Here is a 20,166-nt window from a genome sequence, read left to right as displayed (position 1 = left end):
TTCGCGACAGGGGAGCAGCGTCTCTGTCGCCCTGAGCGTAGTTGTGAGCCGGTTACGCACCTCGGATACGGCTTTCGGGAGAAAACCGAGTGAAACGGTTGCGCCGAGTTAAGTTGGGTCCGATGTTACGGTGGAGTGCGCCGGGAGCGACCCGGAGCGGGAGCAAACCATGGCACAACAGATACACCAGCCCCAGCAGCAGCGCTACGGTGGACCAGTCTCACAGCAGAGCCAGTTCGGCCAGCAAGGCGGCCAGCAGCAAGGCGGCCAGCAGATAGGCCAGCGGATGGGCCAGCGATTCGACGACTCGCTGCCGAGCGAGGTTCGGACGACCATCCACGACCTCGACCGCGTGGCCTCGGTCGCGGAGTGGACGAAGACCCGCGCCTGCCAGCGCGGGATGGCGAACGTCGTGCGGGCCTGTGACGACATCCAGGACATCGCCCACCTGCAGAAGAAGCTCATCCTCCGGGAGTCGCCGTTCGCCGAACCGATCGGCCGGGCGGCCAAACAGACCCTCCAGCAGAGTCTGCAGGAACTCCAGCAGCACGTCCAGGAGCCGGGGGTCCAGGACACCGTCGAGAAGGCCCGTCGGTCGGTGGAATCCATCGACAAGGGCCTGATGTCGCTCCAGCAGAAGGGAGGGCAGCAGATGGGTGGCCAGCAGCAAGGCGGCCGGCAGATGGGTGGTCAACAGATGGGTGGCCAGCAGATGGGTGGCCAGCAGATGGGTGGCCAGCAGCAAGGCGGCCAGCAGTTCGGGCAGCAGGGCGGCCAGACGCAGCTGCCGACCCAGCAGGGCGGCCAACAGCAGTCCCAGCCACAGCAGGGTGGCCAGCAGTACCAGGGCCGACAGCACACCCAGTCGTCGCAGTACTGAACCGTTCACCGCCCATTTTTTCACGGCGACTGCCGATGCGCGCCGCTTAACTCCCGTGCGCGTCCAGTTGCGGGTATGCTCACCTTCATCGGCCTCGGACTGTACGACGAACGCTCGATCACCATCGAGGGACGCGACGCGCTCCGGGCCGCCGACGACGTCTTCGCCGAGTTCTACACCAGCCGGCTCCTCGGCGCGACCGTCGACGACCTCGAACGGTACCACGACGTCGACGTCCAGGTCCGGGACCGCGCCGGCGTCGAGCAGGACCCCGAAGCCATCCTCGCCGCCGCCGAGGCGGGCGACGCCGCCTTCCTCACCGCCGGCGACACGATGATCTCGACGACGCACGTGGACCTCCGCCTCCGCGCAGAGGAGCGGGGCATCGACACCCGCGTCGTCCACGCGCCGACCGCCCAGTCGGCCGCCGCTGGCCTGACCGGCCTCCAGAACTACCGCTTCGGCAAGGCGACGACGCTCCCGTTCGACTACGCCCACGGTGCGGACGGCGTCCCGTCCAGCGTCACCGACGCGCTCGACGAGAACCGCGACCGCGGCCTCCACACGCTGGTCTACCTCGACATCAAAGCCGAGCGCGAGGAGTACATGACCGCCAGCACGGCCGCCGAGATGCTCGCCACGGACTACGAGGACGTCCTCGCCGTCGTCGTCGCACGGGCCGGCAGTCCGGACCCGCTCGTTGCGGCCGACCGACTCTCCGAGCTCGCGACCCGCGAGTTCGGCGACCCGCTCCATCTGCTCGTCGTTCCCGGCGACCTCCACCACGTCGAGCGCGATGCGTTGTCGACGCTCGCGGACGCGCCCGAGGAATTGCTCGACGGATAGCCCTGTTGCGGCGGTACTCGGCGCGCAGAACAGTCGCTTTTGGCAGTGGATCGCTGCGTCGGATAGCGCAGCCGCTATCGGAGTTGGCGCGATAAAGAAGCGGATTATCGGGAATCGGAGTCAGCTACTCCGATTTAGTTCTCGCGGCGGAGTGCGAGGAGCGCAGCACCCATCAGCGCGACGATGGCGATGCCGACACCGAAGCCGGGCTGACCGCCGTCGTTCGTCGTGGTGGACGTCGTGGACGTCGTGGACGTGTCGTCCGGCTCGTCCGACGTCGTCGTCGTCGTGTCGTCCGGCTCGTCCGACGTCGTCGTCGTCGTGTCGTCCGGCTCGTCCGACGTCGTCGTCGTGTCGTCCGGCTCGTCCGACGTCGTCGTCGTCGTGTCGTCCGGCTCGTCCTGGACGCTCGAGTCGATCGCACCGGAGATCTTCGAGTCACTCTCGAAGCCGTCGGGGCTCGAGACGTAGGCCTCGAAGGTGGTTCCGTTGTCGTAGTTGCCGAGGTCGAACGCCGCCTCGAACATACCGTCACTGCCGACGGTGACCTTGGAGTTCTTACGGAACTTGCCCGAGCTCGCTGCGCGGACGTTGATCTCCGTACCGGGTGCGAGGTTCGTCTCACCGGTGATGGTGCCCTCGCCCTGCGGGAACGCCTTCTCGTCGCCGTTGTTCAGCGACATCTCGGCGGCCTCGGTAGTGAACGTGGTCGAGACGGTCTCGTTGCCGTCGGAGGCGAGCGCGTAGTCACCGTTGAGGTCGAACGTCGCGTTGAACTCGCCGAGAGCCTTGCCCTCGGTGTCGTTGAGTTCCTGCGTGTCGACGATCGCGTAGAAGGAGCCGTTGTCGGCGTCCTTCATCATGCTGAAGTTCACCGGCGTGGTGACGTCGGCCTTCGTGTTGGCCTCGACGTTCGAACCGGACTCGGCGATGGTCAGCGTCATGTTGTCGACGTTCTCGAGTTCGGACTTGCCGTCCATGGCGCCGAAGATGCCGGTCGCCTCGACCTTGAGGACCACGTTGTCGCCCTTGGCGACGGTGTCGCGGTCGGTGAGGCCGTCGGTCAGCGTCGAGACGTTCGTCGTGTCGACGTCTTCAGGCGCGATCCAGCTGCTGATAGCGTCGGTCGAGCGCTTCTCGACCGTAAGCTCGGTGACAGCAAGCTCTTCAGCGTCTTCCGCGTTCGAACCGACGTACGAGCGGACCTCGTAGCCGCCACTCGTTGCGAGCGGCTCCGAGAGACTGTTTTCAGCGTCGTTGTCCGCGTCGTATTCGATCGAGGAGTCCTCGTCGACGGTGAGGTAGTCCTCGTCATTCTTGTTGGTCGCGAAGGTGTTGAAGTACACCGTGACCTGACCGTCCTCGTCGTCGTCGGTGACGGTCGCGTTAGCCTGGAAGAAGTCCTCGTTCCGGTCACCGATTTCGAATTCGGCGTGGTCCGAGTTCTCGATGTCCAGGGTGAACGCGGCGATGTCACCGCGGTTGACCGTGTAGTACTCCTTGTCGTAGGTGACCGTACCGGTTGCAGGTTCCTTGACGGTAATCTGCGTCTCGTTCGTGATACCGGTCGCGACGTCGGTCGCCTCGATCGTGTACGTGCCAGTCGAGTCGACCGAACCGAGGTTGAACTCGGACTTGGCGTCGCTGTCGAGGTCACCGTTCGTCGTGTTGACCTCGTCACCGTTCTTGAGCAGCGTGACGTCGACGTTACGACCGTACCGGTTTGCCGTAACGGTCGCCTTCACGTCGTCCTCGGTCGTGACGTTGTCTGCGGTGATACCCAGACCGAGGTCGCGAATCTCCAGCGTCTGCGAAGTACCGTCGCTGAAGTTGACGTGGTAGTCGGAAGCATCGTCAAGGTCGCTGGTGTCGAGAACTGCCACCTGACTGTTCGAGCCGAGGCGGAAGGAGCGGACGTAGCTGTTGCTCTTGCCGCTGACCTCGTATTCCGAGTTGTTAGTGCTGTTCGTGACTGCGACCCGTGCACCGGCGTATGCGGTGGTACGGTCCCCATCATGACTGACCGTAGCCGACGTGGTCGTGATGGTGTGGTTGGCCACGTGCTCGGAGTTGTTCTGGACGGAAAGCGTAGCCTCACCGTTCAGGTCGGTGTCTCCTCCGAGATCGAGGCGGATAACCGAATCGTTACCGTTGTTGGACGCGTAGTACGTGCCAACCTCACCGCCGCTGCGGTCGTAAACGGTGTAGTTGTAATGGTTGCTAGAGTTGTCTATTGCCTGGTCGAACACCACTTCAACGTAGGTGTTACCGCCATCGGTATACTCCACAGGTCCCTGAGCGACGCTGGAGCCGGGCGCGTCCGAAGCTGCAGCGGCCGAACCGGCGAACGCCATCGAACCGGCGAACACCGAAACGACCATCAGCGCAGTCAGGAACAGACTGCGAAGCTTATCTGAGTTTCCTGTCATTGTTATCGTTGGTTGGTTGTTTCTGCGGCGACAGCGTCTTTCCCACGACCCTTTGAATACTTTGTGTAACCCGAACTGCACGGGCAGGGAAGCGGTGCTGACTCTGCCACCATGGGTAGGGGTACAGTCAAAACGTTACCCTCTCGTTATAAATGCTTTGTGGTCCTTCAACCCGCCGTTACCCCGTCATGCGCTCGAAAACGGAGGTTTCGGCGCTTGCCAACGTTTGCCAAGGAAGTTATACGGTGGCGACGTTATGCGTCGATTACGACTACATTCGTCGGGGACTAGCCCTGGAACTTCCCCGTGGCTCGGCAACGTCAATCCGAGAAACGGTCCCATCGATGACCGAAAGGAAAGTTGATAGACGGGGCACTCGGAGCGTGACAGCTCGATAGGAATAGTGCGTTGAAAAACCGGGAGCGACGGAAGAACGAAGGTGGGTCGGTCGGAATCGAGGGTCGCTACTCGCGTTCGAGGATCTCGATCTCGTGGCCGTCCTGGTCCTTGGTGAAGGCGTACCGGTCGTCGCAGGACTCGGGGTCGCGGTAGTCCTCGGCCTCGCGCTCCTGCAGGGTCGCCCAGTAGTCGTGGAGGTCGTCGGCGCGGACCGCGAGGTGCCCCCAGGCGTCGCCCAGGTCGTAGGAGCGACCGTCGTAGTTGTACGTGAGCTCGACGGCCATCGCCTCGTCGGCAGCGCCCTCGGGCTTCAGGAAGTAGTTGGCGAAGGTGTCGGCCTCCCAGCGGCCGGTGTGCTCGTACTCGAACTTCCGGGTCCAGAAGCCGATGGCCTCGTCGGCGTCCTCGACGCGCATCATGGTGTGGTCGAGGCTCCAGGGCGCGCCGTGGTCGCGCTCGACGATCTCGACCTCGTGGCCGTCGGGGTCGGTGACGAAGGCGTAGCTCCCGCCACAGGAGTCGGGGTCGCGGTAGTCCCCGACGCCTTCGTCCATCAGCTGCTCGTAGGCGTCGTAGACGTCGTCGACGCGTACGGCGATGTGACCCCAGGCGTCGCCCATCTCGTAGGTGCGGCCGTCGTGGTTGTACGTGAGTTCGAGGACGGCACCCTCCTCGTGGACGTCCTCGGGCCCGAGGTAGACGTTGGTGAAGGTGTCGGCCTCCCAGCGGCCCTTCTCCTCGTAGTCGAGGTGGTCCTGGTACCAGTCGAGGCTCTCGTCCAGATCCTCCACGCGCATCATAACGTGGTCGAGTGTCCCACTCATGCGTTCGGAACGTCCGTCGCCGACGCGTTAAGGCTACCGTTCGCGGAAGGGCGACGCGCCGGAACGCCACGCCGGTCGGCGAGGAGAGCTGGAGGCCCGGTCGTCCGGTGCGTGCACGACGCTCCTGGACAGACCATCTCGTGGACACCGTCTCGCCGACGAGTCACCGTCTCGCCGACGACTTCGTCCTTCGCGTGTGCGTGCGAATCACCTATACAGACGGTGGCGCAGTACCGACGGGGGAGCGAACGTCCGTCGACGGTCAGCGAGCGATGGACAGCGGGGTTCCCGGAATCATCGTTCGAACGTGCTGCGCAGGTCGGGCCAGTGGAACCACCAGGCTGCGGTCCAGAGCAGCACGGTCCCGAGCGGAATCACCGTCCCGCTCCGGCGCGGGAACCCGAGCGCGAATATGGCCTGGCTCAGCCCGGCGATGACGAGGAGACCGCCGGTGACGCGACGGTCCTCGAAGCGGCCGGCGAACGCGCTCGCCAGTGCGGCAAGGTAGAGGACGACGCTGACGGGCCACGCGAGCAGTCGCTCGGGGAGACCGGTGGTGTAGACGAACAGGTAGTCGGTAAGGGTCGTGAGGTGAAGCGTCTCGGGATTCACCAGCCCCCAGGGGTAGACGAAGGTCGTCCCGCCCGGCGTGACGAGGACGGTCCACGGAACGGCGAGCAGCGCGAGGAGCGCGAGACGTCTCACTTCCGGACGACCAGCCGGAGGACGTCCTCGTCGGCCAGTTCGTGGTCGAGGCCGACCTGCTGTTCGTCGTGTTTCGCGCTCGGACCGCTGACGCGGGCGAACCGGAACCGCTCCTTGAGGTCCCCGCCCGCCTTCTCGGCGGCGTCCTCGACCGTGCTCCCCTCGGAGATGACGAGGGGTTCCTCGTAGTCGACGCCGCGACCGGGCTTGTCCATGTAGATGCGCATCAGGCCCAGTTCCTCCCAGATGGTCTCCTTGAGCGCGTCGAGGCCCTTCTCCTTCTCGGCGCTGATGAAGACGGCCTCGTCGGGGTCGATGTCGCGTTCGCGCAGCTCCTCGTTGACCGTCTCGGCGTAGTCGGGCTCGATGAGGTCGACCTTGTTGACCGTCACCATCGAGGGGAGGTACTCGCGGTTGTCCATCACGCCGTCGACGAGCCGGTCGAGGTCCAGCTTCTCGCGGAGGGTCACGTCGGCGTTGACGTACCCGTGCTCGCGCAGCATCTCCTTGATGACGTCGTGGGAGAGGTCCTGGTCGACGCTGGACGTGACCCGGATGCCGCCCTTGCCCTTCTTGGCGATGTGGACGCTCGGCGGCGTCTGGTCGAGGCGAATCTTGTTCGCGTACAGCTCCTCCCGGAGTCGGTCGTACTGGTCGATGTCGAAGACCGAGAGCACGAACACGACGAGGTCGGCGGCGCGGACGACCGACAGCACCGCCTGCCCGCCGCCGCGACCGCTCGCTGCGCCCTCGATGAGCCCCGGAACGTCGAGCAACTGGATGTTGGCGCCGTTGTACTGCAACATCCCCGGGTTGACGTCGAGGGTGGTGAACTCGTACGACCCGACCTCGCTCTCGGCGGCGGTGAGCGCGTTCAGCAGGGTCGACTTCCCGACGCTGGGGAAGCCGACGAACGCGACGGTCGCGTCGCCGGTCTTCTCGACGGCGTAGCCGTGCCCGCCGCCGGCGGAGGACTGGTTCTCCAGTTTCTCTTTCTTCTCCGCGAGCTTCGCCTTCAGCCGGCCGATGTGCTCCTCGGTCGACTTGTTGTACGGCGTGTTGGCGATCTCCTCGCGGAGGTCCTCGATTTCCTCCTCCAGTCCCATCACCAGTTTCTCCGCCACCGCCGCCGAAAAACCCTTTCCTTCGTTCGAGTGACCTCCAGACATTTCGACACGTTAATAGGTCCTCCACGGCGAACCCCCGCATACGAGATGCCGGACCCCGCGACGCTCCGCGACAGCACCCAGATCGTCGTCGCAGAGGACGTGCTCGAAGGGGTCAGGGAGGAACTCGAACGCAACTTCACCGTCTCCATCGTCCACGTCGACGAGGACACCCTCCGCATCGTCGGTAGCCCGGTCGAGATAAAGGATGCGAGCGAGTTCCTCGGTCGGCGCGGCGTCAGCATCCCCTGAGCAGCGGAGACAGAACGGTCGCCGCGAGGAACGACCCCGACCACGCACGAGACCCTACCGCACCCTTCTCCGACGCACGTGAAAGGTCGACACCACGTGGTATCAGTCGTGGAGGGAACCGGCGGTGGTCTGCTTCGCTACGGGGGTGACTGTGAAGCGGTGTCCACGACGCTACAAAAGAAAATCCTTAAAACTGCCGCGAGACTTCGTTCGTGTATGGCTGATACGATCGAAGTACTCGTGCCGGGAGGAGAGGCCAACCCCGGTCCGCCGCTCGGTCCCGAACTCGGACCGACCCCCGTGAACGTCCAGGAGGTCGTCAACGACATCAACGACCAGACCGAGGCCTTCGACGGCACCGAGGTCCCGGTCACCATCACGGTCGAGGACGACGGTAGCTACGACATCGAGGTCGGTGTCCCGCCGACGGCAGCGCTCGTCAAGGACGAGGCTGGCTTCGAGACGGGCAGCGGCGAACCCCAGGAGGACTTCGTCGCCGACCTCTCCGTCGAACAGATCAAGAAGATCGCGGAGCAGAAGAAGCCGGACCTGCTCGCGTACGACACGAAGAACGCCGCGAAAGAGGTCGTCGGCACCTGCACCTCGCTCGGCGTCACCATCGAGGGTGAGAACCCGCGCGAGTTCAAGGAGCGCGTCGACGACGGCGAGTACGACGACATGCTCGTCGAATCGTAACGCAGTTCTCTCCTCCTCTCGCGTCGACACTCTCGACGTACTCGACGACCACCGTCCGAGTGTCCCGTAGACCGACAGCCGCCGGTCCGTTCCTGCTCGACCTCGTCCCGACCGTTCGGCACGCGACGCTCGCCAGCCGTTCGGCACGCGACGCTCGCTGGCCGGCGACGGACGGCGTCGCCGTCCAGCGGAAAGGGAAAACCTTGATACGCCACGGTGTGACCACCGACCGGATGAATCGGAAGGAACACGTCCTGAACGCTGCACTCCTGAGCATCGGCCTGGGATACGTCCTCCACCCTGCTGGCGACGTCGAGACGTTCGTCACCATCGTCGAGGTGGGCGTCCCCGTGATCCTGGGTGCGCTGTTCCCGGACGTGGACACGGCCTTCGGCAAGCACCGGAAGACGCTGCACAACCTGCCCGTCCTCGCGCTGTTCTACGTCTACCCCATGCAGTTCGGGAATCTCCAGTACGTCTGGATCGGGGTGCTGACCCACTACGCGCTCGACATGCTCGGCAGCAAGCGTGGACTCGCACTGTTCTACCCCTACGAGGAGGAGTTCGGCGCACCGTTCGGCGTCTCGGTCAGCAGCGACCGCGCCACGGTCGTGACCCTGGCGGTGACGGGGGTCGAACTGGTCGTCGCCGGACTCTTCGTCTATCGCGAGTTCGTCCTCGCGAGCAGTCTCGCCGCGATCGGGATTCAGTAGACGGCCACGTCGTCGAAGCGACCGCCGTAGAGGTCGGCCGTGGGGTGGGTCGGTTCCGTCCCCGAGAGGACGAGGCGGTCGAACTTCTTCCACGTGTTCTCCCACCCGAGGTGCGCGAACTCGACCTTGCAGCGGAGTCGGTGCGAGCGTCCGCTCAGGTGGACGACGCGGCCGAGGTCGCCGGACGTGACGGCCGCCACGAGGTCCTCGGTCGACGACACCGGTTCGTCGAGGGCCGTCCAGACGTCGCCGACGGTCCGCGCGAGATGGGCGTAGGAGGAGGCGAACGTCGGCTTCCGCGTGACGCGGGCGATCTCCTTCGCGCGGCGGTTGTGCCGGGCGAGGTGTTTCGGGTTGTACGTCTCCACCGCGTCGACCACGTCGGCGTGGACCCTGATGTCGTCCTCGCCGATGCCGACGTTGAGGAACTCGGGGTGGGGGACGAGGACGGCGGCGTCCTGTCGCTGGAACGCGGCCATCGCGCCGGCCAGCGTGATGAAGTCCGGGACGGGGTCGTCGAGACCGACGGCGAGGACGTGCTTGCGGTTGCGCCACGTCCCGGTGAACACCTCCCGCGCCGGGACGACGAGCAGGTCGTCGTCGGAGAACGCCTCGGCACGCCGTCGTATCTCCGGCAGGGGCACGAAGTGGGGTGCGTACACGAGGGCGTCGACGTCGCGTGACTTCGCTCGCTCGACGACGCGCTCGTTCAGCACCTTCACGTGCATGTCGACCCGGTACTCGTCGCGGGAACTCACGGTGCACCGTTCTCGTGGTTGAAAGTTAGGGGTTCTGGTTCGGTCGACGGACCCGGGCCGAGGCCACCGAGGCCGAGTTCTCCTCGTCGGACACGAATCGAGGGCGACGGGTGAGAACGTTGCCGCTGAAGTCTCGCTGTCGTGTCGTCCGGCCGACCGAACCAGACAGTTTCGATTTATTTACTTGCTTTTGGTTACGGTAACCCGAAAGTATTTGAGGTGGTTGCGGCTTTGACGTAAGTATGGATGCGCGCACGGTCGAACAGGTGAAAGAATGGGACTCCCGCCCCTTCTCGGGAGGTTTCGACGCCCTCCACGACCTGGCCGACGCCGGGTTCGCCGGGGCAGTCAACGCGGGCGGCGCGTGGCTGTTCATGCTCAACGGCCGGGTCGTCGGAGTCTTCGACGGCGACGTCGACGACTTCGAGAGCGCGAGCGGGACGGCGTACGAGGCCCCTCACTCATCGCTCCCGCTCCTCACCGTGATGCAGGAGCGTGGCGGGGAGACGCAGGCGAAGTACTACACGAACGACACGCCGCTCGCCGAGGCCACCGACACCCTCTCGGACAAGAAGTTCACGGGGTACGTCGAACTCAGCGAGAACGTCCTCAGCGGCGACTACTACGTCGTCTTCCACGGCGGCCGCTCGATGAGCGTCGCCTTCGTCGGCGAGAGCGAACAGCTCGTCACCGGCGACGACGCCTTCGAGCGCGCCAACGACGAGGTCGGCATCTACGAGGTCATGGACGTGGACGTGGACGTGACCGAGATTCCGGAGCCCGGGGCGGCCGGCGGGAACGACGGGAGCGCGGCCGCAGCGGGGACGGCCGACGAGAGCCCGACGCCGGAGTCCCAGTCGGGAGCAGGGGGCGGTGCCGGACAGGCGACCGGAGCCGCCGACGCGGGGTCGCGAACGCAGTCGCCGGAGTCGGCGAACGCGCCGACCGACGCGACGCCGACGGAAGCCCCGGGTGGTGGCGGTGACGCTCCGTCCGGGGCTGGAGCGGCGGGTGCGGGCGGTCGACAGCCGCAGTCCGACGCCCAGCGCGACCGGTCGGGCAGCGGGTCACCCGCCACGGGGGCGGCCGGCAATCAGTCCCAGGCAGAGGGCGAGAGCGGCGACGGGGCGATCGCCGACGAACAGCAGTGGCGCGAGACGACGGCCATCCCGTCGCTCGACCCCGAACGGAGCAGCGAGCGGTCGCGGACGTCCACGTCCGCGAGCGGCCAGCCGAACAAGCAGCGGTCGACGGAGCAACAGCGGCGCAGCCAGCGCAAGTCCGCCCAGTCGACCCGGTCGCAGACCGGCGGTGCCGACGGCCGACTGAAGGAGTTGAAGGCCGAACTCGAGTCGCGCGCCGAGAAGATCGAAGCGCTGCGCGAGCGCCTGGCGGCCGCGGAGGACGAACGTGACGACCTCCGGCAGGAGCGCGACGACCTCCGCGAGGAGGTGAAACAGCTCCGCGAGAAGCTGGCGGCGGCGAAGTCGGCGGGCGGCGCTGCAGTCGACGCCGAGCGCGACCTGAACCCCCAGCAGGCTCTGGACGGGACGAACCTCTTCGTCCGCTACGGGTCGAAGGGGAAGGGGACGCTCGCCGACGCCGCGTCGGGCGAGGCGACCCGCGAGGACGTGAACGCCAACCTCAAGCTCGAACACCACACGCAGTTCGACGCCGACGAGGTCGCCGTGGACGGCGAGGCGTTCGAGTCGTTCCTCCACGGTTCGATGGAGTACCGGTTCGTCCACTGGCTGGTCACGGACCTCCTCTACGAGATCATGGACACGGGCCGCGAGCGCGGTATGAAGGACGTCTTCGAGGCGATCCCGGAGATCGACCGGATCGAACTCCGAGGGATGGTCACGGCGGCCGACGAGGACGGCGAGACCTACGAGGAGTCGTTCGACGTCGTCCTCCGCGACCGGATGGGCAACCCGCTCGTCGTGGCCAACCTCAACGACTCCCGTGACCCGGCGACGGGCGAGATGCTCGGGTCGCTCGTGGACGCGGGGTCGGCGGTCGGGCAGGCCAACGACGAACTCAGCGGGGCGTTCCAGGTGACGAAGAGCTTCTTCGAACCGGCGGCGCTGGAGACGACGGAAGACGCGACCAGCGGCGGACTGCTGAGCCGCGACAAAAGAGAGAGTTTCGTCAAACTATCCCGGAAGCGAGGATACCATCTGTGTCTTGTCGAGTCTCGTGACGGCGAGTTCCACCTGAACGTTCCCGAACTCTAGCTCTCGGCTTCCGCTTCCTGCATATCTCCGATCTTCATCGAGTCGAGCTTCTCGGTGATGTCCGAGAGCTTCTCGTCGAGTTCGGAGACGAACTCCTCCGTCCGGTCGGTCGTGATTGCCCCCTGGTTGGAGGGAGAGATGAGGTTCTCCTCTTCGAGGACCCGGAGGGAGTAGCGGACCTTGTGATGAGGGTAGCCGGTCTCGTTCGACATCTTCACGATCCCGATGGGCTCGTTCTCTATCACCATCTTCAGGACCTGCAGATGTCGTTCGAGCATATCGACTTCCTTCTCAAGCCTATCTATCATGGCACGTGTTAACTTGTCTTAGAGCCTTTTAAATGTTGTTGTCCACGGCGGAAAACGCAAGACAGGATGGGGCTTGGGGGTGCGACGAATTAACAGTTCCGGTCGGGGAAACGGCCACGCAGTTGGTACCCTGACGACGAACCGCTTCCACGCGCGTTCGACGGTACGACCGTGGCCGACTGCGGTACGTCCGTATCGACGGCGGTCAGATGGGGTCCCGTGACCGGCCGCGACCCCGAGAAGTATCCTCGCGCGTGCCGTTGTGAGCCATCCCACCCCTCGATGTTGTCCACGTCCGTGCATCGTTCGATGGGCGATACCGTAACCGGTTTAGGAGGTGGGGAACAACCCACCGGCGGTATGACCGTAACCATCGTCGGTTCGCAACTCGGCGACGAGGGCAAAGGGGGCGTCGTCGATCTCTACGGCGACGCCGCCGACGTCGTCGTCCGCTACCAGGGCGGCGACAACGCCGGCCACACCGTCGTCGAGGGCGACGAGGAGTACAAGCTCTCGCTCGTCCCGAGCGGGGCCGTCCGCGGGAAGGTGGGCGTGCTCGGCAACGGCTGCGTCGTCAACCCCGAGACGCTGTTCGACGAGATAGACGCGCTGAAGGAACGAGGGCTGGAACCCGACGTCCGCGTCGCGCGACGAGCGCACGTCATCCTCCCCTACCACCGCGTCCTCGACGGCATCGAAGAGGAGGTCAAGAGCGACTCGGACAAGGAGGTCGGCACGACCGGCCGCGGCATCGGCCCGACCTACGAGGACAAGATGGGCCGCCGGGGCATCCGCGTCGGCGACCTGCTCGACCCCGAGGGCCTCCGCGAGCAACTGGAGTACGTCGTCCCGCAGAAGCGACGGCTGGCCGAGGACGTCTTCGGCGTCGAGACCGGCGAGGCGTTCGACGTCGACAGCCTGTACGAACAGTACCGCGAGTACGGCGAGCGACTGGCCGAGGAGGACATGGCCATCGACGCCGGCAACTTCCTCGCCGACCGCCTGGACGCCGGTGACGAACTGATGTTCGAGGGCGCGCAGGGCACCCTCATCGACATCGACCACGGCAACTACCCCTACGTCACGTCCTCGAACCCGACGGCGGGCGGGGCCGCGACGGGCAGCGGCCTCAGCCCCCGCGTCGTCGGCGGTGGCGAGATCGTCGGCATCGTCAAGGCCTACCTCACCCGCGTCGGGAGCGGCCCGCTGCCGACCGAACTCGGCGGCGTCGAGGGCGACACGCCCGGATACGACGAGCAGGGCGCGGGCGAGAACGAGGACCTCGCCGAGTACATCCGTGAAGAGGGCGGCGAGTACGGCACCGTCACCGGCCGCCCGCGCCGCGTCGGGTGGCTCGACGTGCCGATGCTGCGCCACTCCCAGCGCGCGAACGGCTTCACCGGCCTCGCCGTCAACCACGTCGACGTCCTGGCGGGCCTCGACGAGGTGAAGGTCGGCCACAGCTACCACCTCGACGGCGAGGAGATATTCACCATCCCGGCGACCACCGAGCGCTGGGGCCGCTGCGAGCCGAACTTCAAGACCTTCGACGGCTGGGACGACGTCGACTGGAGCGCCGTCGCCGAGGAGGGCTACGACGCCATCCCCGAGAACGCCCGCGCGTACCTCGACTACCTGAGCGACGAACTCGACACCGACGTCTACGCCGTCGGCGTCGGCCCCGGCCGCGAGGAGACCGTCGTCCTGAACGACCCCTTCGAGTAGTCGCGCTACGTTTCGTCTCTCCTCTTCTGCCGACCACTGGTCCCGCGGAAACAGTCTGAGAACGATACGAAGGGCGTGCCGAATTGAGGGGGTGAACTCAGCGACGAAGGGGAACTCCCCTCCGGCGGTGACCCGATGGGCAACCGAACCGTTATGAGAACCGGTCTCCTACAACAGGGGATGGTAGACGACGACCAGAGCCAGGACGGGCAGATGGACGACGAAGAGCGACGCCAGCCAGAGCGGGAGCGAGAGGAGGTCCGTAACCGTGCTACGGAAGACCAACAGAAGCGCGGCGACCCGAGCGAACAGCTCGGTGACCTTGACGACGCCCTCGGCACCCAGGACTATCCGACCACGACGGACGAACTGGTCGAGGCCTATGGCGACTACGAGATCCAGACTCAGGACGGAGCGAAATCACTCGAGGAAGTGCTTGCCGGAACCAAGAACCAAACGTACGACTCCGCCGACGACGTTCGCAGCCGGATACTGGGACTCGTACATCGCTGATGGAGACGGCCGAATCGCCCCCGTTTCGCCAGGTGGGACCGTGTAATCGGATTCGATGCTGCATTCGCGCCCTGTATTCAGCACTGTTCCGGGAACCCATCACTGTTTGAGGAGTCCACGAGGCCGACAGTCCCCGTTTCCCTCGTCGCCGCGACGGACGGGAGCTTTTTGCTCCGCGAACGACGAGATACGGACGTGCAAGAGTACGAGCGCAAGCAACTGCTCGAACGCGTCGAGCGCGAGGGCGCGACCGTCGGTGCCACCATCCCGGAGACGATCACGGTGCAGGGCGAGCCGCTGGACCTGCACGAGTTCGTCTTCGAGATCAAGCGCCGCGACACGGTGCCCGCCGGGGAGCGCGACCGCGTCGAGCAGGCGAAGACCAACCTGCGACGCGAGCGCCGCGAGCGCAAGGACCGTCTCGAGGAGGGCGACATCACCCGCGAGGAGGGCGAACGACTGGTCGAGGCCATCATCGGCATCGACCGCGCGCTGAACGCCCTGGAGAACCTCGGTCCCACCGACCTGGAGACCGAGGCGCAGGCGAAGGAGGCGGCGGACAAGAAGCGCTGGATGTCCTTCCTGAAGCAGGCGCTCGGCCGCGACGACGGCGGGTCGAACCGGAGGTCGCGGCTGTGAGCCGGAACGCCGAGGTCGCCGCGCTGCTGGAGGAGTACGCCGACCTGCTTGAGGCCCGGGACGTCGAGTACAAGCCGCAGGCGTACCGGCGCGCGGCCGACAACGTCCGCGACTACCCGGAGGACGTCGAGGAGCTCGCGGCCGAGGGGCCGGACGCCGTCGCGAACGTCGAGCAGGTCGGCGACTCCATCGCCGAGAAGGTGGTCGAGTACTTCGAGACGGGCGAGATCGAGGAACTGAACGAGCAGCGCGAGACGCTCCCGGTCGAGATGGAGGCGCTGACCCGCGTGGAGGGCGTCGGCCCGAAGACGGTGGGCGACCTCTACGAGCGACTCGGCGTCCGGACGCTCGAGGACCTGGAGTCGGCCGCCAGGGAGGGCGAGATACGTGAACTGAAGGGGTACGGCGAGAAGAGCGAGCAGAACATCCTCGACGGCGTCGAGTTCGCCCGGCAGGTCCAGGGGCGGGAACTGCTCGGCAACGCCCGTCCCATCGGCGAGCAGGTGGTGGCGTACTTCGACGACGTGCCCGAGATCGGTCGGTGCGCGCTCGCTGGGTCGCTACGGCGCTGGCGCGAGACCATCGGTGACGTCGACCTGCTCGCCGAGAGCGAGGAGAAGGAGGCGGTCGTCGACGCGTTCACCGACTGGGAGCGCGCCTCGGCGGTCATCGAGGCCGGCACGGACAAGGCCGCCATCCGCGTCGCCGGGATGCGCGTCGACCTCCGCGTGGTCGTCCCCAGCGAGTACGGCAGCGCGCTCCAGTACTTCACCGGCAGCAAGAACCACAACATCACGCTCCGCAACTACGCCATCGAACGGGGCCTGAAGATCAACGAGTACGGCGTCTTCGACGTCTCCGACCTCGACGACCCCCAGGCGGCCGGCCAGCGCGAGGGCGAACGCGTCGCCGGCGAGACGGAAGAGAGCATGTACGCGGCGCTCGACCTCCCGTGGATTCCACCCGAGATGCGCGAGGACCGCGGCGAGATCGCCGCCGCTGCGAAGGGCGACCTCCCCGACCTCGTCACCGAAGCGGACGTGCGCGGCGACCTCCACTGCCACACCACCTGGTCGGACGGCGACGACACCATCGCGGAGATGGCCGCCGGGGCGGCGGAGTTCGGCCACGACTACGTCTGCATCTCCGACCACGCGACGGGACCGGGGATGGTCGGCGGCGTCGGCCTCGACGACGACGAACTCCGCGAACAGGTGGCGGAGGTGCGGGCGGTCGACGCGGACGCCGACGTGGACGTGTTCGCCGGCGTCGAGGCGAACGTCGACGCCGAGGGCGGTATCAGCGTCGCGGACGACGTGCTCGCCGACCTCGACCTCGTGGTCGCGTCGCCGCACAACGCCCTCGACGGCGACGGCACCGACCGCCTCGTCGCCGCCATCGAACACCCCAGCGTCGACGTGCTGGGCCACCCCAGCGGCCGCCTCATCAACCGGCGGCAGGGCCTCGACTACGACGTGCGCGCGGTGGCGCAGGCCGCGGCCGACAACGACGTCGCGCTGGAGGTCAACGCGAACCCGAACCGCCTGGACCTGCCGGGCGGGGCAGTCCAGGTGGCGGTCGAGGAGGGCGCGACCATCGCCGTCGACACGGACGCACACAGCCCCGCCGAGTACCGCAACGTCCGCTACGGCGTCCACACCGCCCGGCGCGGCTGGGCGGAGGCCGCGGACGTGCTGAACGCCCGCGACGCCGGGGGCGTCCGCGAGTTCTGCCACTGATGGACTCCGAGTCCGATTCTCTTCTCCTCGACGCGATGCTCGGAAAACTGGCGCGGTACCTCCGGATGTGCGGCCACGACGCCGCCTACGTCCTCGACGACGGCGTCGAGGCCGACGACGACGTGCTCGCGATGGCCCGCGACGAGGACCGCACGCTCGTCACGCGGGACGCGCAACTGGCGGGACGTGCCGCCGACGCAGTACTGGTCGAGACGAAGGACGTCGAGGGCCAGTTGCGCGAACTCCGGGCGGCCGGACTCGACCTCTCGCTCACCGAACCGGCGCGCTGTTCGACGTGCAACGGTCGACTGGAGGAGACGGAGGGGCCGACGCCGGAAGGGGTGCCCGACCCGGACGAACGGCGGGTCTGGCGCTGTCGGTCGTGTGGACAGCACTTCTGGAAGGGGAGCCACTGGGACGACGTCGCCGAGACGCTGGCGGAACTCTAGCGGTTCGGCTCCCAGCGGTCGCAGGCGTCCATGTCCGTCATCCGCTCGGCGTGGCGCTTGCAGTAAGGGGTCATCCCGTCGTCGGTGCGGACGTACTCGAAGTGCGTACAGTTGCCGCAGTACCGGTCGGTCGGGTCGGCCGGCGAGGTCGGCGTCTGGTCGCTGTCGGGGTCGATGGGCGAGGCGATGTCGTCGTCCGTCGCGCCCCCGTCGCTGGCGGTCGCGGACCCGATCTCTCCGTCCGGTTGCTGGCCGAAGACGCCGATGCCACCCAGGCCGCCGCTGTCCGGTTCGACCTCGACGACCTTCGTCTCGCCCTGGCGGGTCACCTCCATGGTGACGGTCCCGCCGGGGTCGTTGCGCGTCTTGAAGTTCACGACGCCGCTGAACAGGCACCAGAAGGTCGTGACGAGGCCGAAGAAGTAGACCGCGACGACCGGGAGGGTCAGTTGGCGGCCGTGGCCGGCCCAGTGCTCGGGGTAGGCGTACCAGAACATCCCCACGCCGAGGACGGCGATGGAGGAGCCGATGGCCGCCGCGGCGCGGACCCGGTCGCTGGTCGAGGGGAAGACGGTGAACACGCCGATGAACGTCGCCGGGACGCCCAGGCCGGCGGTGACGCCCGCCAGTCTCCGGGAGCCGTACGTGTCGAGTCCGACCGCCGCGAAGAGGTCCGTGGTCGCGGCGACGATGCCCACGACGGCGAGAAGCGACCCGGCGAGGAACAGTCCGACGCCGACGTAGAGGCGCCGCGGACGCTTCTTCACCCCGTCGCGTCCCGCGTAGGTTTCGCCGAGACTTGTCATGTCTCCGTGATTGCACCCCTCCTACTAAACAACTGCGTCAGACTCATGTAGGAAAGGTATCAAATCTGGGGGCGGCAGTGTCGCCGTCGCAGTAATTCCAGCAGTGGGCCGGCCGAAAGCGCGTCGTCCTCGGGGGATGCGACGTCACAGCGGACCCAAAAACGGGTTACAGCGGGACGGGGAGCCACGAGAGCCAGCGCAGCACGACGTCCGTCGGGACGACAGGGTCGTGGAGGACCAGCCAGTCGAGCAAAACGAGGCCCAGGCCGTGCGCGACAACGGAGGGGAGCAGCGAGTTCGAGTTGTAGTCGACGGCGCCGAAGAGGACGTCCGTCGGCCCGGAGAGCAGCAGTTCGATCGGCGGCTTGCCGAGGTGGTGGAAGGCGTAGACGACCGGGCTGATGAAGACGCTCTTGAACCCGATCTTCCGCACGCCGACACAGAGCAGGCCGCGGTAGTACGTCTCGGCGGCGAGCGCGACGACGAACTGCTTGGCGGCGTGCGGCAGGAAGTCGCCGAGCGCGGGCGTCGTGTGCCACATCGGATAGTACTCGCGGATCAGCGGCAGCGACGAGCCGACGACGTAGAACGGGAGGACGAACGCGGACAGCAGGACGGCGTTGCGGATCGCTCGTCGGTCGACGCGGTAGCCGAGGTGGCGGCCGTGCGTGACCGCCAGCGCGCCGGGGACGGCGATGTACAGCGTCACGTCGCGAACGAGTCGGGCCCGCAGGTCGCCGCCGGGGACGTGCCACCACGACCAGAGGACGGTCAGCAGTCCGCCGACGAGCAGGGAGAGACGGACCCACGTCAGCCCGGGCGCCCGTTCGACGAGCGGCCGACTGGTGCTCACGAGCCGTCTGCGGTGGGAACGGGACCGGGACCGACGAGGCTCCGGATCTCGTCGGTGAACTCCTGTTCGCTCTGGAAGTACGTCTCGTCGACCTGCTCGAGCAGCGAAGAGAGCTCCTGGGGGCCGTCCGGCGTCCGGATCGTCGACTCGCCTTCCTTGCGGTCGACCTCGCTCTTCTGGAGCGGCCAGTGGAGCCGCGACGAGACGCGTGCGAGCGGCGCGCCGTCGACCGGTTCGGCCTCGTCCAGTTCGACGACGGGTTCGTCTGCTTCCTCGTTGTCGTCAGCCATACTCGCCCGTTTGACAGCACGGGGATTAGGTTTTTCGAACCGCCGTTTCGCCACGCTGGGCGCGCCACGGGTGCGAACGACGTGTCATCGAACCCGTCACGCTTTTGGCCTCCCCTTCCGTTCCACCGGCCATGAAGGAGTCCCTGATGGACATCATCTGCTGCCCGCTGGACAAGCAGGAACTGGAACTCGACGTCGACGAGGAGGACGAGGAGGAGGTTCTCGAGGGGACGCTCACCTGCACGGAGTGCGGCGAGCGCTACCCCATCGAGGACGGCATCCCGAACCTCCTGCCGCCTGACATGCGCGAGGCCTGAACCTTTTTGTAGTAATAGCGAAAGGTAGAGACCGTGTCGGGGATCCTGCCGATCACGCTGAACCGCGACGGTCTCCACGACGTCGCCGTCACGGGGTCGTTCGAGGCCGACGGCTCGTTCAGCGTCACGCTGGAGAACGACGGCGCGCCGGTCCACGTCCACCTGCACCTGGACGACGACCTCTCGACGGTCGCCACCCTCCAGGCCACCAACCACTACGTGGAGGCCGGCGCGACGCGCGCCGTCGCGGTCGAGGTCGACGGCGACCTGCCCGCCAGCGGCCGTCTCAAGGTCGTCACCGGGTACGGAGCCGAGACCGCCTACGTCGACGTCTCCATCGCCGAACCCGACGACCGCCGTGAGTCCATCCCGGTCGACGAGGGCCTCGGCAGCCCCTCACGGCAGGCGACCGCGACGAACGAGGAGTCGACGGGCCGGGCGGTCGACCTCGCGGTCGTCGCGCTCGGAGTCGTCGCGCTGGCGCTCGCCGGCAGCGCGTCGCTGCTCGTCGACGGTCTCGCCGCCGTCTTCGGCGCACTCGTCGTGCTCGCCGGCGTCGGAACGGCCGCGTACCTGCTCGTCTCGTAACCGCATCGTTTTTGCCCCGACTCCCCGTTCTCCC

General features: G+C 66.7%; 22 protein-coding genes. 13 read left to right on the top strand and 9 right to left on the bottom strand.

The features are described 5' to 3' along the window. Positions 1 to 169 precede the first annotated feature (169 nt). Positions 170 to 880 (top strand): hypothetical protein, encoded by a 711-nt coding sequence (locus NKT36_RS14165; RefSeq protein ID WP_327051705.1) that lies wholly within the window; start codon positions 170 to 172, stop codon positions 878 to 880. Between the two features lie 75 nt (positions 881 to 955). Next, entirely contained in the window at positions 956 to 1,726 is a 771-nt protein-coding gene (gene dph5 / locus NKT36_RS14160; protein WP_327051704.1) for a diphthine synthase, read from the top strand. A 134-nt stretch (positions 1,727 to 1,860) separates the two neighbouring features. Here dph5 and NKT36_RS14155 read toward each other — a convergent pair whose 3' ends face one another. The 4 genes from NKT36_RS14155 to NKT36_RS14140 form a co-directional block, all read right to left on the bottom strand. Next, complete coding sequence (locus NKT36_RS14155) at positions 1,861 to 4,155, bottom strand: DUF7827 domain-containing protein (RefSeq protein WP_327051703.1); 2,295 nt, start codon at positions 4,153 to 4,155, stop codon at positions 1,861 to 1,863. A 464-nt stretch (positions 4,156 to 4,619) separates the two neighbouring features. Beyond that, complete coding sequence (locus NKT36_RS14150) at positions 4,620 to 5,378, bottom strand: VOC family protein (RefSeq protein ID WP_327051702.1); 759 nt, start codon at positions 5,376 to 5,378, stop codon at positions 4,620 to 4,622. Positions 5,379 to 5,672: 294 nt separating this feature from the next. After that, complete coding sequence (locus NKT36_RS14145) at positions 5,673 to 6,083, bottom strand: TIGR04206 family protein (protein ID WP_327051701.1); 411 nt, start codon at positions 6,081 to 6,083, stop codon at positions 5,673 to 5,675. Then, positions 6,080 to 7,189 carry an OBG GTPase family GTP-binding protein gene (locus tag NKT36_RS14140; protein ID WP_327051700.1) on the bottom strand — a complete coding sequence of 370 codons (1,110 nt, stop codon included), beginning with the start codon at positions 7,187 to 7,189 and terminating at the stop codon, positions 6,080 to 6,082. The genes NKT36_RS14145 and NKT36_RS14140 overlap by 4 nt, the downstream gene beginning before the upstream one ends. 108 nt (positions 7,190 to 7,297) lie before the next feature. Here NKT36_RS14140 and NKT36_RS14135 point away from each other — a divergent pair, with 108 nt between their 5' ends. The 3 genes from NKT36_RS14135 to NKT36_RS14125 all read left to right on the top strand — a co-directional run bounded on the left by NKT36_RS14135 (position 7,298) and on the right by NKT36_RS14125 (position 8,910). Next, positions 7,298 to 7,501: a VNG_1110C family protein gene (locus tag NKT36_RS14135; RefSeq protein ID WP_327051699.1), complete on the top strand. Its 204-nt coding sequence runs from the start codon at positions 7,298 to 7,300 to the stop codon at positions 7,499 to 7,501. A 216-nt stretch (positions 7,502 to 7,717) separates the two neighbouring features. Continuing rightward, a complete protein-coding gene (locus tag NKT36_RS14130; protein ID WP_327051698.1) occupies positions 7,718 to 8,197 on the top strand; it encodes a 50S ribosomal protein L11 in 480 nt (159 codons plus the stop codon). A 233-nt stretch (positions 8,198 to 8,430) separates the two neighbouring features. Beyond that, positions 8,431 to 8,910: a metal-dependent hydrolase gene (locus NKT36_RS14125; protein ID WP_327051697.1), complete on the top strand. Its 480-nt coding sequence runs from the start codon at positions 8,431 to 8,433 to the stop codon at positions 8,908 to 8,910. Here NKT36_RS14125 and NKT36_RS14120 read toward each other — a convergent pair. Then, a complete protein-coding gene (locus NKT36_RS14120; protein ID WP_407652218.1) occupies positions 8,904 to 9,638 on the bottom strand; it encodes a PHP-associated domain-containing protein in 735 nt (244 codons plus the stop codon). The two genes, NKT36_RS14125 and NKT36_RS14120, sit on opposite strands and share 7 nt — an antisense overlap. Before the next feature lie 272 nt (positions 9,639 to 9,910). On the opposite strand from NKT36_RS14120, the gene NKT36_RS14115 reads away from it, so the two are divergent. Further along, positions 9,911 to 11,905, top strand: coding sequence for a DUF7527 domain-containing protein (locus NKT36_RS14115; RefSeq protein WP_327051695.1), 1,995 nt, complete (start codon positions 9,911 to 9,913; stop codon positions 11,903 to 11,905). Here NKT36_RS14115 and NKT36_RS14110 read toward each other — a convergent pair. Continuing rightward, complete coding sequence (locus NKT36_RS14110) at positions 11,902 to 12,213, bottom strand: hypothetical protein (protein ID WP_327051694.1); 312 nt, start codon at positions 12,211 to 12,213, stop codon at positions 11,902 to 11,904. The two genes, NKT36_RS14115 and NKT36_RS14110, sit on opposite strands and share 4 nt — an antisense overlap. A 360-nt stretch (positions 12,214 to 12,573) precedes the next feature. Between NKT36_RS14110 and NKT36_RS14105 the strand changes: the two genes are divergently transcribed. From NKT36_RS14105 to NKT36_RS14085, 5 genes are all read left to right on the top strand, one after another. Continuing rightward, positions 12,574 to 13,938, top strand: a complete 1,365-nt coding sequence (locus NKT36_RS14105; RefSeq protein ID WP_327051693.1) for an adenylosuccinate synthase — start codon at positions 12,574 to 12,576, stop codon at positions 13,936 to 13,938. Positions 13,939 to 14,118: 180 nt separating this feature from the next. After that, positions 14,119 to 14,451 carry a DUF5789 family protein gene (locus NKT36_RS14100; RefSeq protein ID WP_327051692.1) on the top strand — a complete coding sequence of 111 codons (333 nt, stop codon included), beginning with the start codon at positions 14,119 to 14,121 and terminating at the stop codon, positions 14,449 to 14,451. Between the two features lie 195 nt (positions 14,452 to 14,646). Further along, the gene (locus NKT36_RS14095; RefSeq protein ID WP_327051691.1) at positions 14,647 to 15,090 is read left to right on the top strand and encodes a DUF5788 family protein; all 444 of its coding nucleotides are present in this window, start codon (positions 14,647 to 14,649) and stop codon (positions 15,088 to 15,090) included. Then, the gene (locus NKT36_RS14090; RefSeq protein WP_327051690.1) at positions 15,087 to 16,829 is read left to right on the top strand and encodes a helix-hairpin-helix domain-containing protein; all 1,743 of its coding nucleotides are present in this window, start codon (positions 15,087 to 15,089) and stop codon (positions 16,827 to 16,829) included. Before NKT36_RS14095 ends, NKT36_RS14090 begins: the two co-directional genes overlap by 4 nt. Then, positions 16,829 to 17,278, top strand: coding sequence for a Mut7-C RNAse domain-containing protein (locus NKT36_RS14085; RefSeq protein WP_327051689.1), 450 nt, complete (start codon positions 16,829 to 16,831; stop codon positions 17,276 to 17,278). Before NKT36_RS14090 ends, NKT36_RS14085 begins: the two co-directional genes overlap by 1 nt. Here NKT36_RS14085 and NKT36_RS14080 read toward each other — a convergent pair. From NKT36_RS14080 to NKT36_RS14070, 3 genes are all read right to left on the bottom strand, one after another. Then, positions 17,275 to 18,084 (bottom strand): DUF7139 domain-containing protein, encoded by an 810-nt coding sequence (locus NKT36_RS14080; RefSeq protein WP_327051688.1) that lies wholly within the window; start codon positions 18,082 to 18,084, stop codon positions 17,275 to 17,277. The genes NKT36_RS14085 and NKT36_RS14080 overlap by 4 nt on opposite strands. A 166-nt stretch (positions 18,085 to 18,250) precedes the next feature. After that, positions 18,251 to 18,937, bottom strand: a complete 687-nt coding sequence (locus tag NKT36_RS14075) for a CPBP family intramembrane glutamic endopeptidase (protein ID WP_327051687.1) — start codon at positions 18,935 to 18,937, stop codon at positions 18,251 to 18,253. Beyond that, positions 18,934 to 19,227: a DUF5789 family protein gene (locus NKT36_RS14070; RefSeq protein WP_327051686.1), complete on the bottom strand. Its 294-nt coding sequence runs from the start codon at positions 19,225 to 19,227 to the stop codon at positions 18,934 to 18,936. Before NKT36_RS14070 ends, NKT36_RS14075 begins: the two co-directional genes overlap by 4 nt. Before the next feature lie 131 nt (positions 19,228 to 19,358). On the opposite strand from NKT36_RS14070, the gene NKT36_RS14065 reads away from it, so the two are divergent. Together NKT36_RS14065 and NKT36_RS14060 are read left to right on the top strand one after the other, a co-directional pair. Then, a complete protein-coding gene (locus tag NKT36_RS14065; protein ID WP_327051685.1) occupies positions 19,359 to 19,544 on the top strand; it encodes a methytransferase partner Trm112 in 186 nt (61 codons plus the stop codon). A gap of 33 nt (positions 19,545 to 19,577) precedes the next feature. Beyond that, positions 19,578 to 20,132: a DUF7524 family protein gene (locus NKT36_RS14060; RefSeq protein ID WP_327051684.1), complete on the top strand. Its 555-nt coding sequence runs from the start codon at positions 19,578 to 19,580 to the stop codon at positions 20,130 to 20,132. The last annotated feature ends 34 nt before the right edge of the window (positions 20,133 to 20,166 follow it).

It is taken from the genome of Halomicrococcus gelatinilyticus, from assembly GCA_024227995.1.
GTDB lineage: Archaea > Halobacteriota > Halobacteria > Halobacteriales > Haladaptataceae > Halomicrococcus > Halomicrococcus gelatinilyticus.
Note: the sequence above shows the minus strand (reverse complement) of the source record. Positions and strands in the feature narration are given on the sequence as shown.

Excerpts from the sequence above, each read along its gene's own strand:
- NKT36_RS14165 (WP_327051705.1), top strand. The coding sequence starts at position 170 with ATGGCACAACAGATACACCAGCCCCAGCAGCAGCGCTACGGTGGACCA.
- dph5 (WP_327051704.1), top strand. The coding sequence starts at position 956 with ATGCTCACCTTCATCGGCCTCGGACTGTACGACGAACGCTCGATCACC.
- NKT36_RS14155 (WP_327051703.1), bottom strand. The coding sequence starts at position 4,155 with ATGACAGGAAACTCAGATAAGCTTCGCAGTCTGTTCCTGACTGCGCTG.
- NKT36_RS14150 (WP_327051702.1), bottom strand. The coding sequence starts at position 5,378 with ATGAGTGGGACACTCGACCACGTTATGATGCGCGTGGAGGATCTGGAC.
- NKT36_RS14140 (WP_327051700.1), bottom strand. The coding sequence starts at position 7,189 with ATGGGACTGGAGGAGGAAATCGAGGACCTCCGCGAGGAGATCGCCAAC.
- NKT36_RS14135 (WP_327051699.1), top strand. The coding sequence starts at position 7,298 with ATGCCGGACCCCGCGACGCTCCGCGACAGCACCCAGATCGTCGTCGCA.
- NKT36_RS14130 (WP_327051698.1), top strand. The coding sequence starts at position 7,718 with ATGGCTGATACGATCGAAGTACTCGTGCCGGGAGGAGAGGCCAACCCC.
- NKT36_RS14125 (WP_327051697.1), top strand. The coding sequence starts at position 8,431 with ATGAATCGGAAGGAACACGTCCTGAACGCTGCACTCCTGAGCATCGGC.
- NKT36_RS14120 (WP_407652218.1), bottom strand. The coding sequence starts at position 9,638 with ATGCACGTGAAGGTGCTGAACGAGCGCGTCGTCGAGCGAGCGAAGTCA.
- NKT36_RS14115 (WP_327051695.1), top strand. The coding sequence starts at position 9,911 with ATGGATGCGCGCACGGTCGAACAGGTGAAAGAATGGGACTCCCGCCCC.
- NKT36_RS14110 (WP_327051694.1), bottom strand. The coding sequence starts at position 12,213 with ATGATAGATAGGCTTGAGAAGGAAGTCGATATGCTCGAACGACATCTG.
- NKT36_RS14105 (WP_327051693.1), top strand. The coding sequence starts at position 12,574 with ATGACCGTAACCATCGTCGGTTCGCAACTCGGCGACGAGGGCAAAGGG.
- NKT36_RS14100 (WP_327051692.1), top strand. The coding sequence starts at position 14,119 with ATGGTAGACGACGACCAGAGCCAGGACGGGCAGATGGACGACGAAGAG.
- NKT36_RS14085 (WP_327051689.1), top strand. The coding sequence starts at position 16,829 with ATGGACTCCGAGTCCGATTCTCTTCTCCTCGACGCGATGCTCGGAAAA.
- NKT36_RS14080 (WP_327051688.1), bottom strand. The coding sequence starts at position 18,084 with ATGACAAGTCTCGGCGAAACCTACGCGGGACGCGACGGGGTGAAGAAG.
- NKT36_RS14070 (WP_327051686.1), bottom strand. The coding sequence starts at position 19,227 with ATGGCTGACGACAACGAGGAAGCAGACGAACCCGTCGTCGAACTGGAC.
- NKT36_RS14065 (WP_327051685.1), top strand. The coding sequence starts at position 19,359 with ATGAAGGAGTCCCTGATGGACATCATCTGCTGCCCGCTGGACAAGCAG.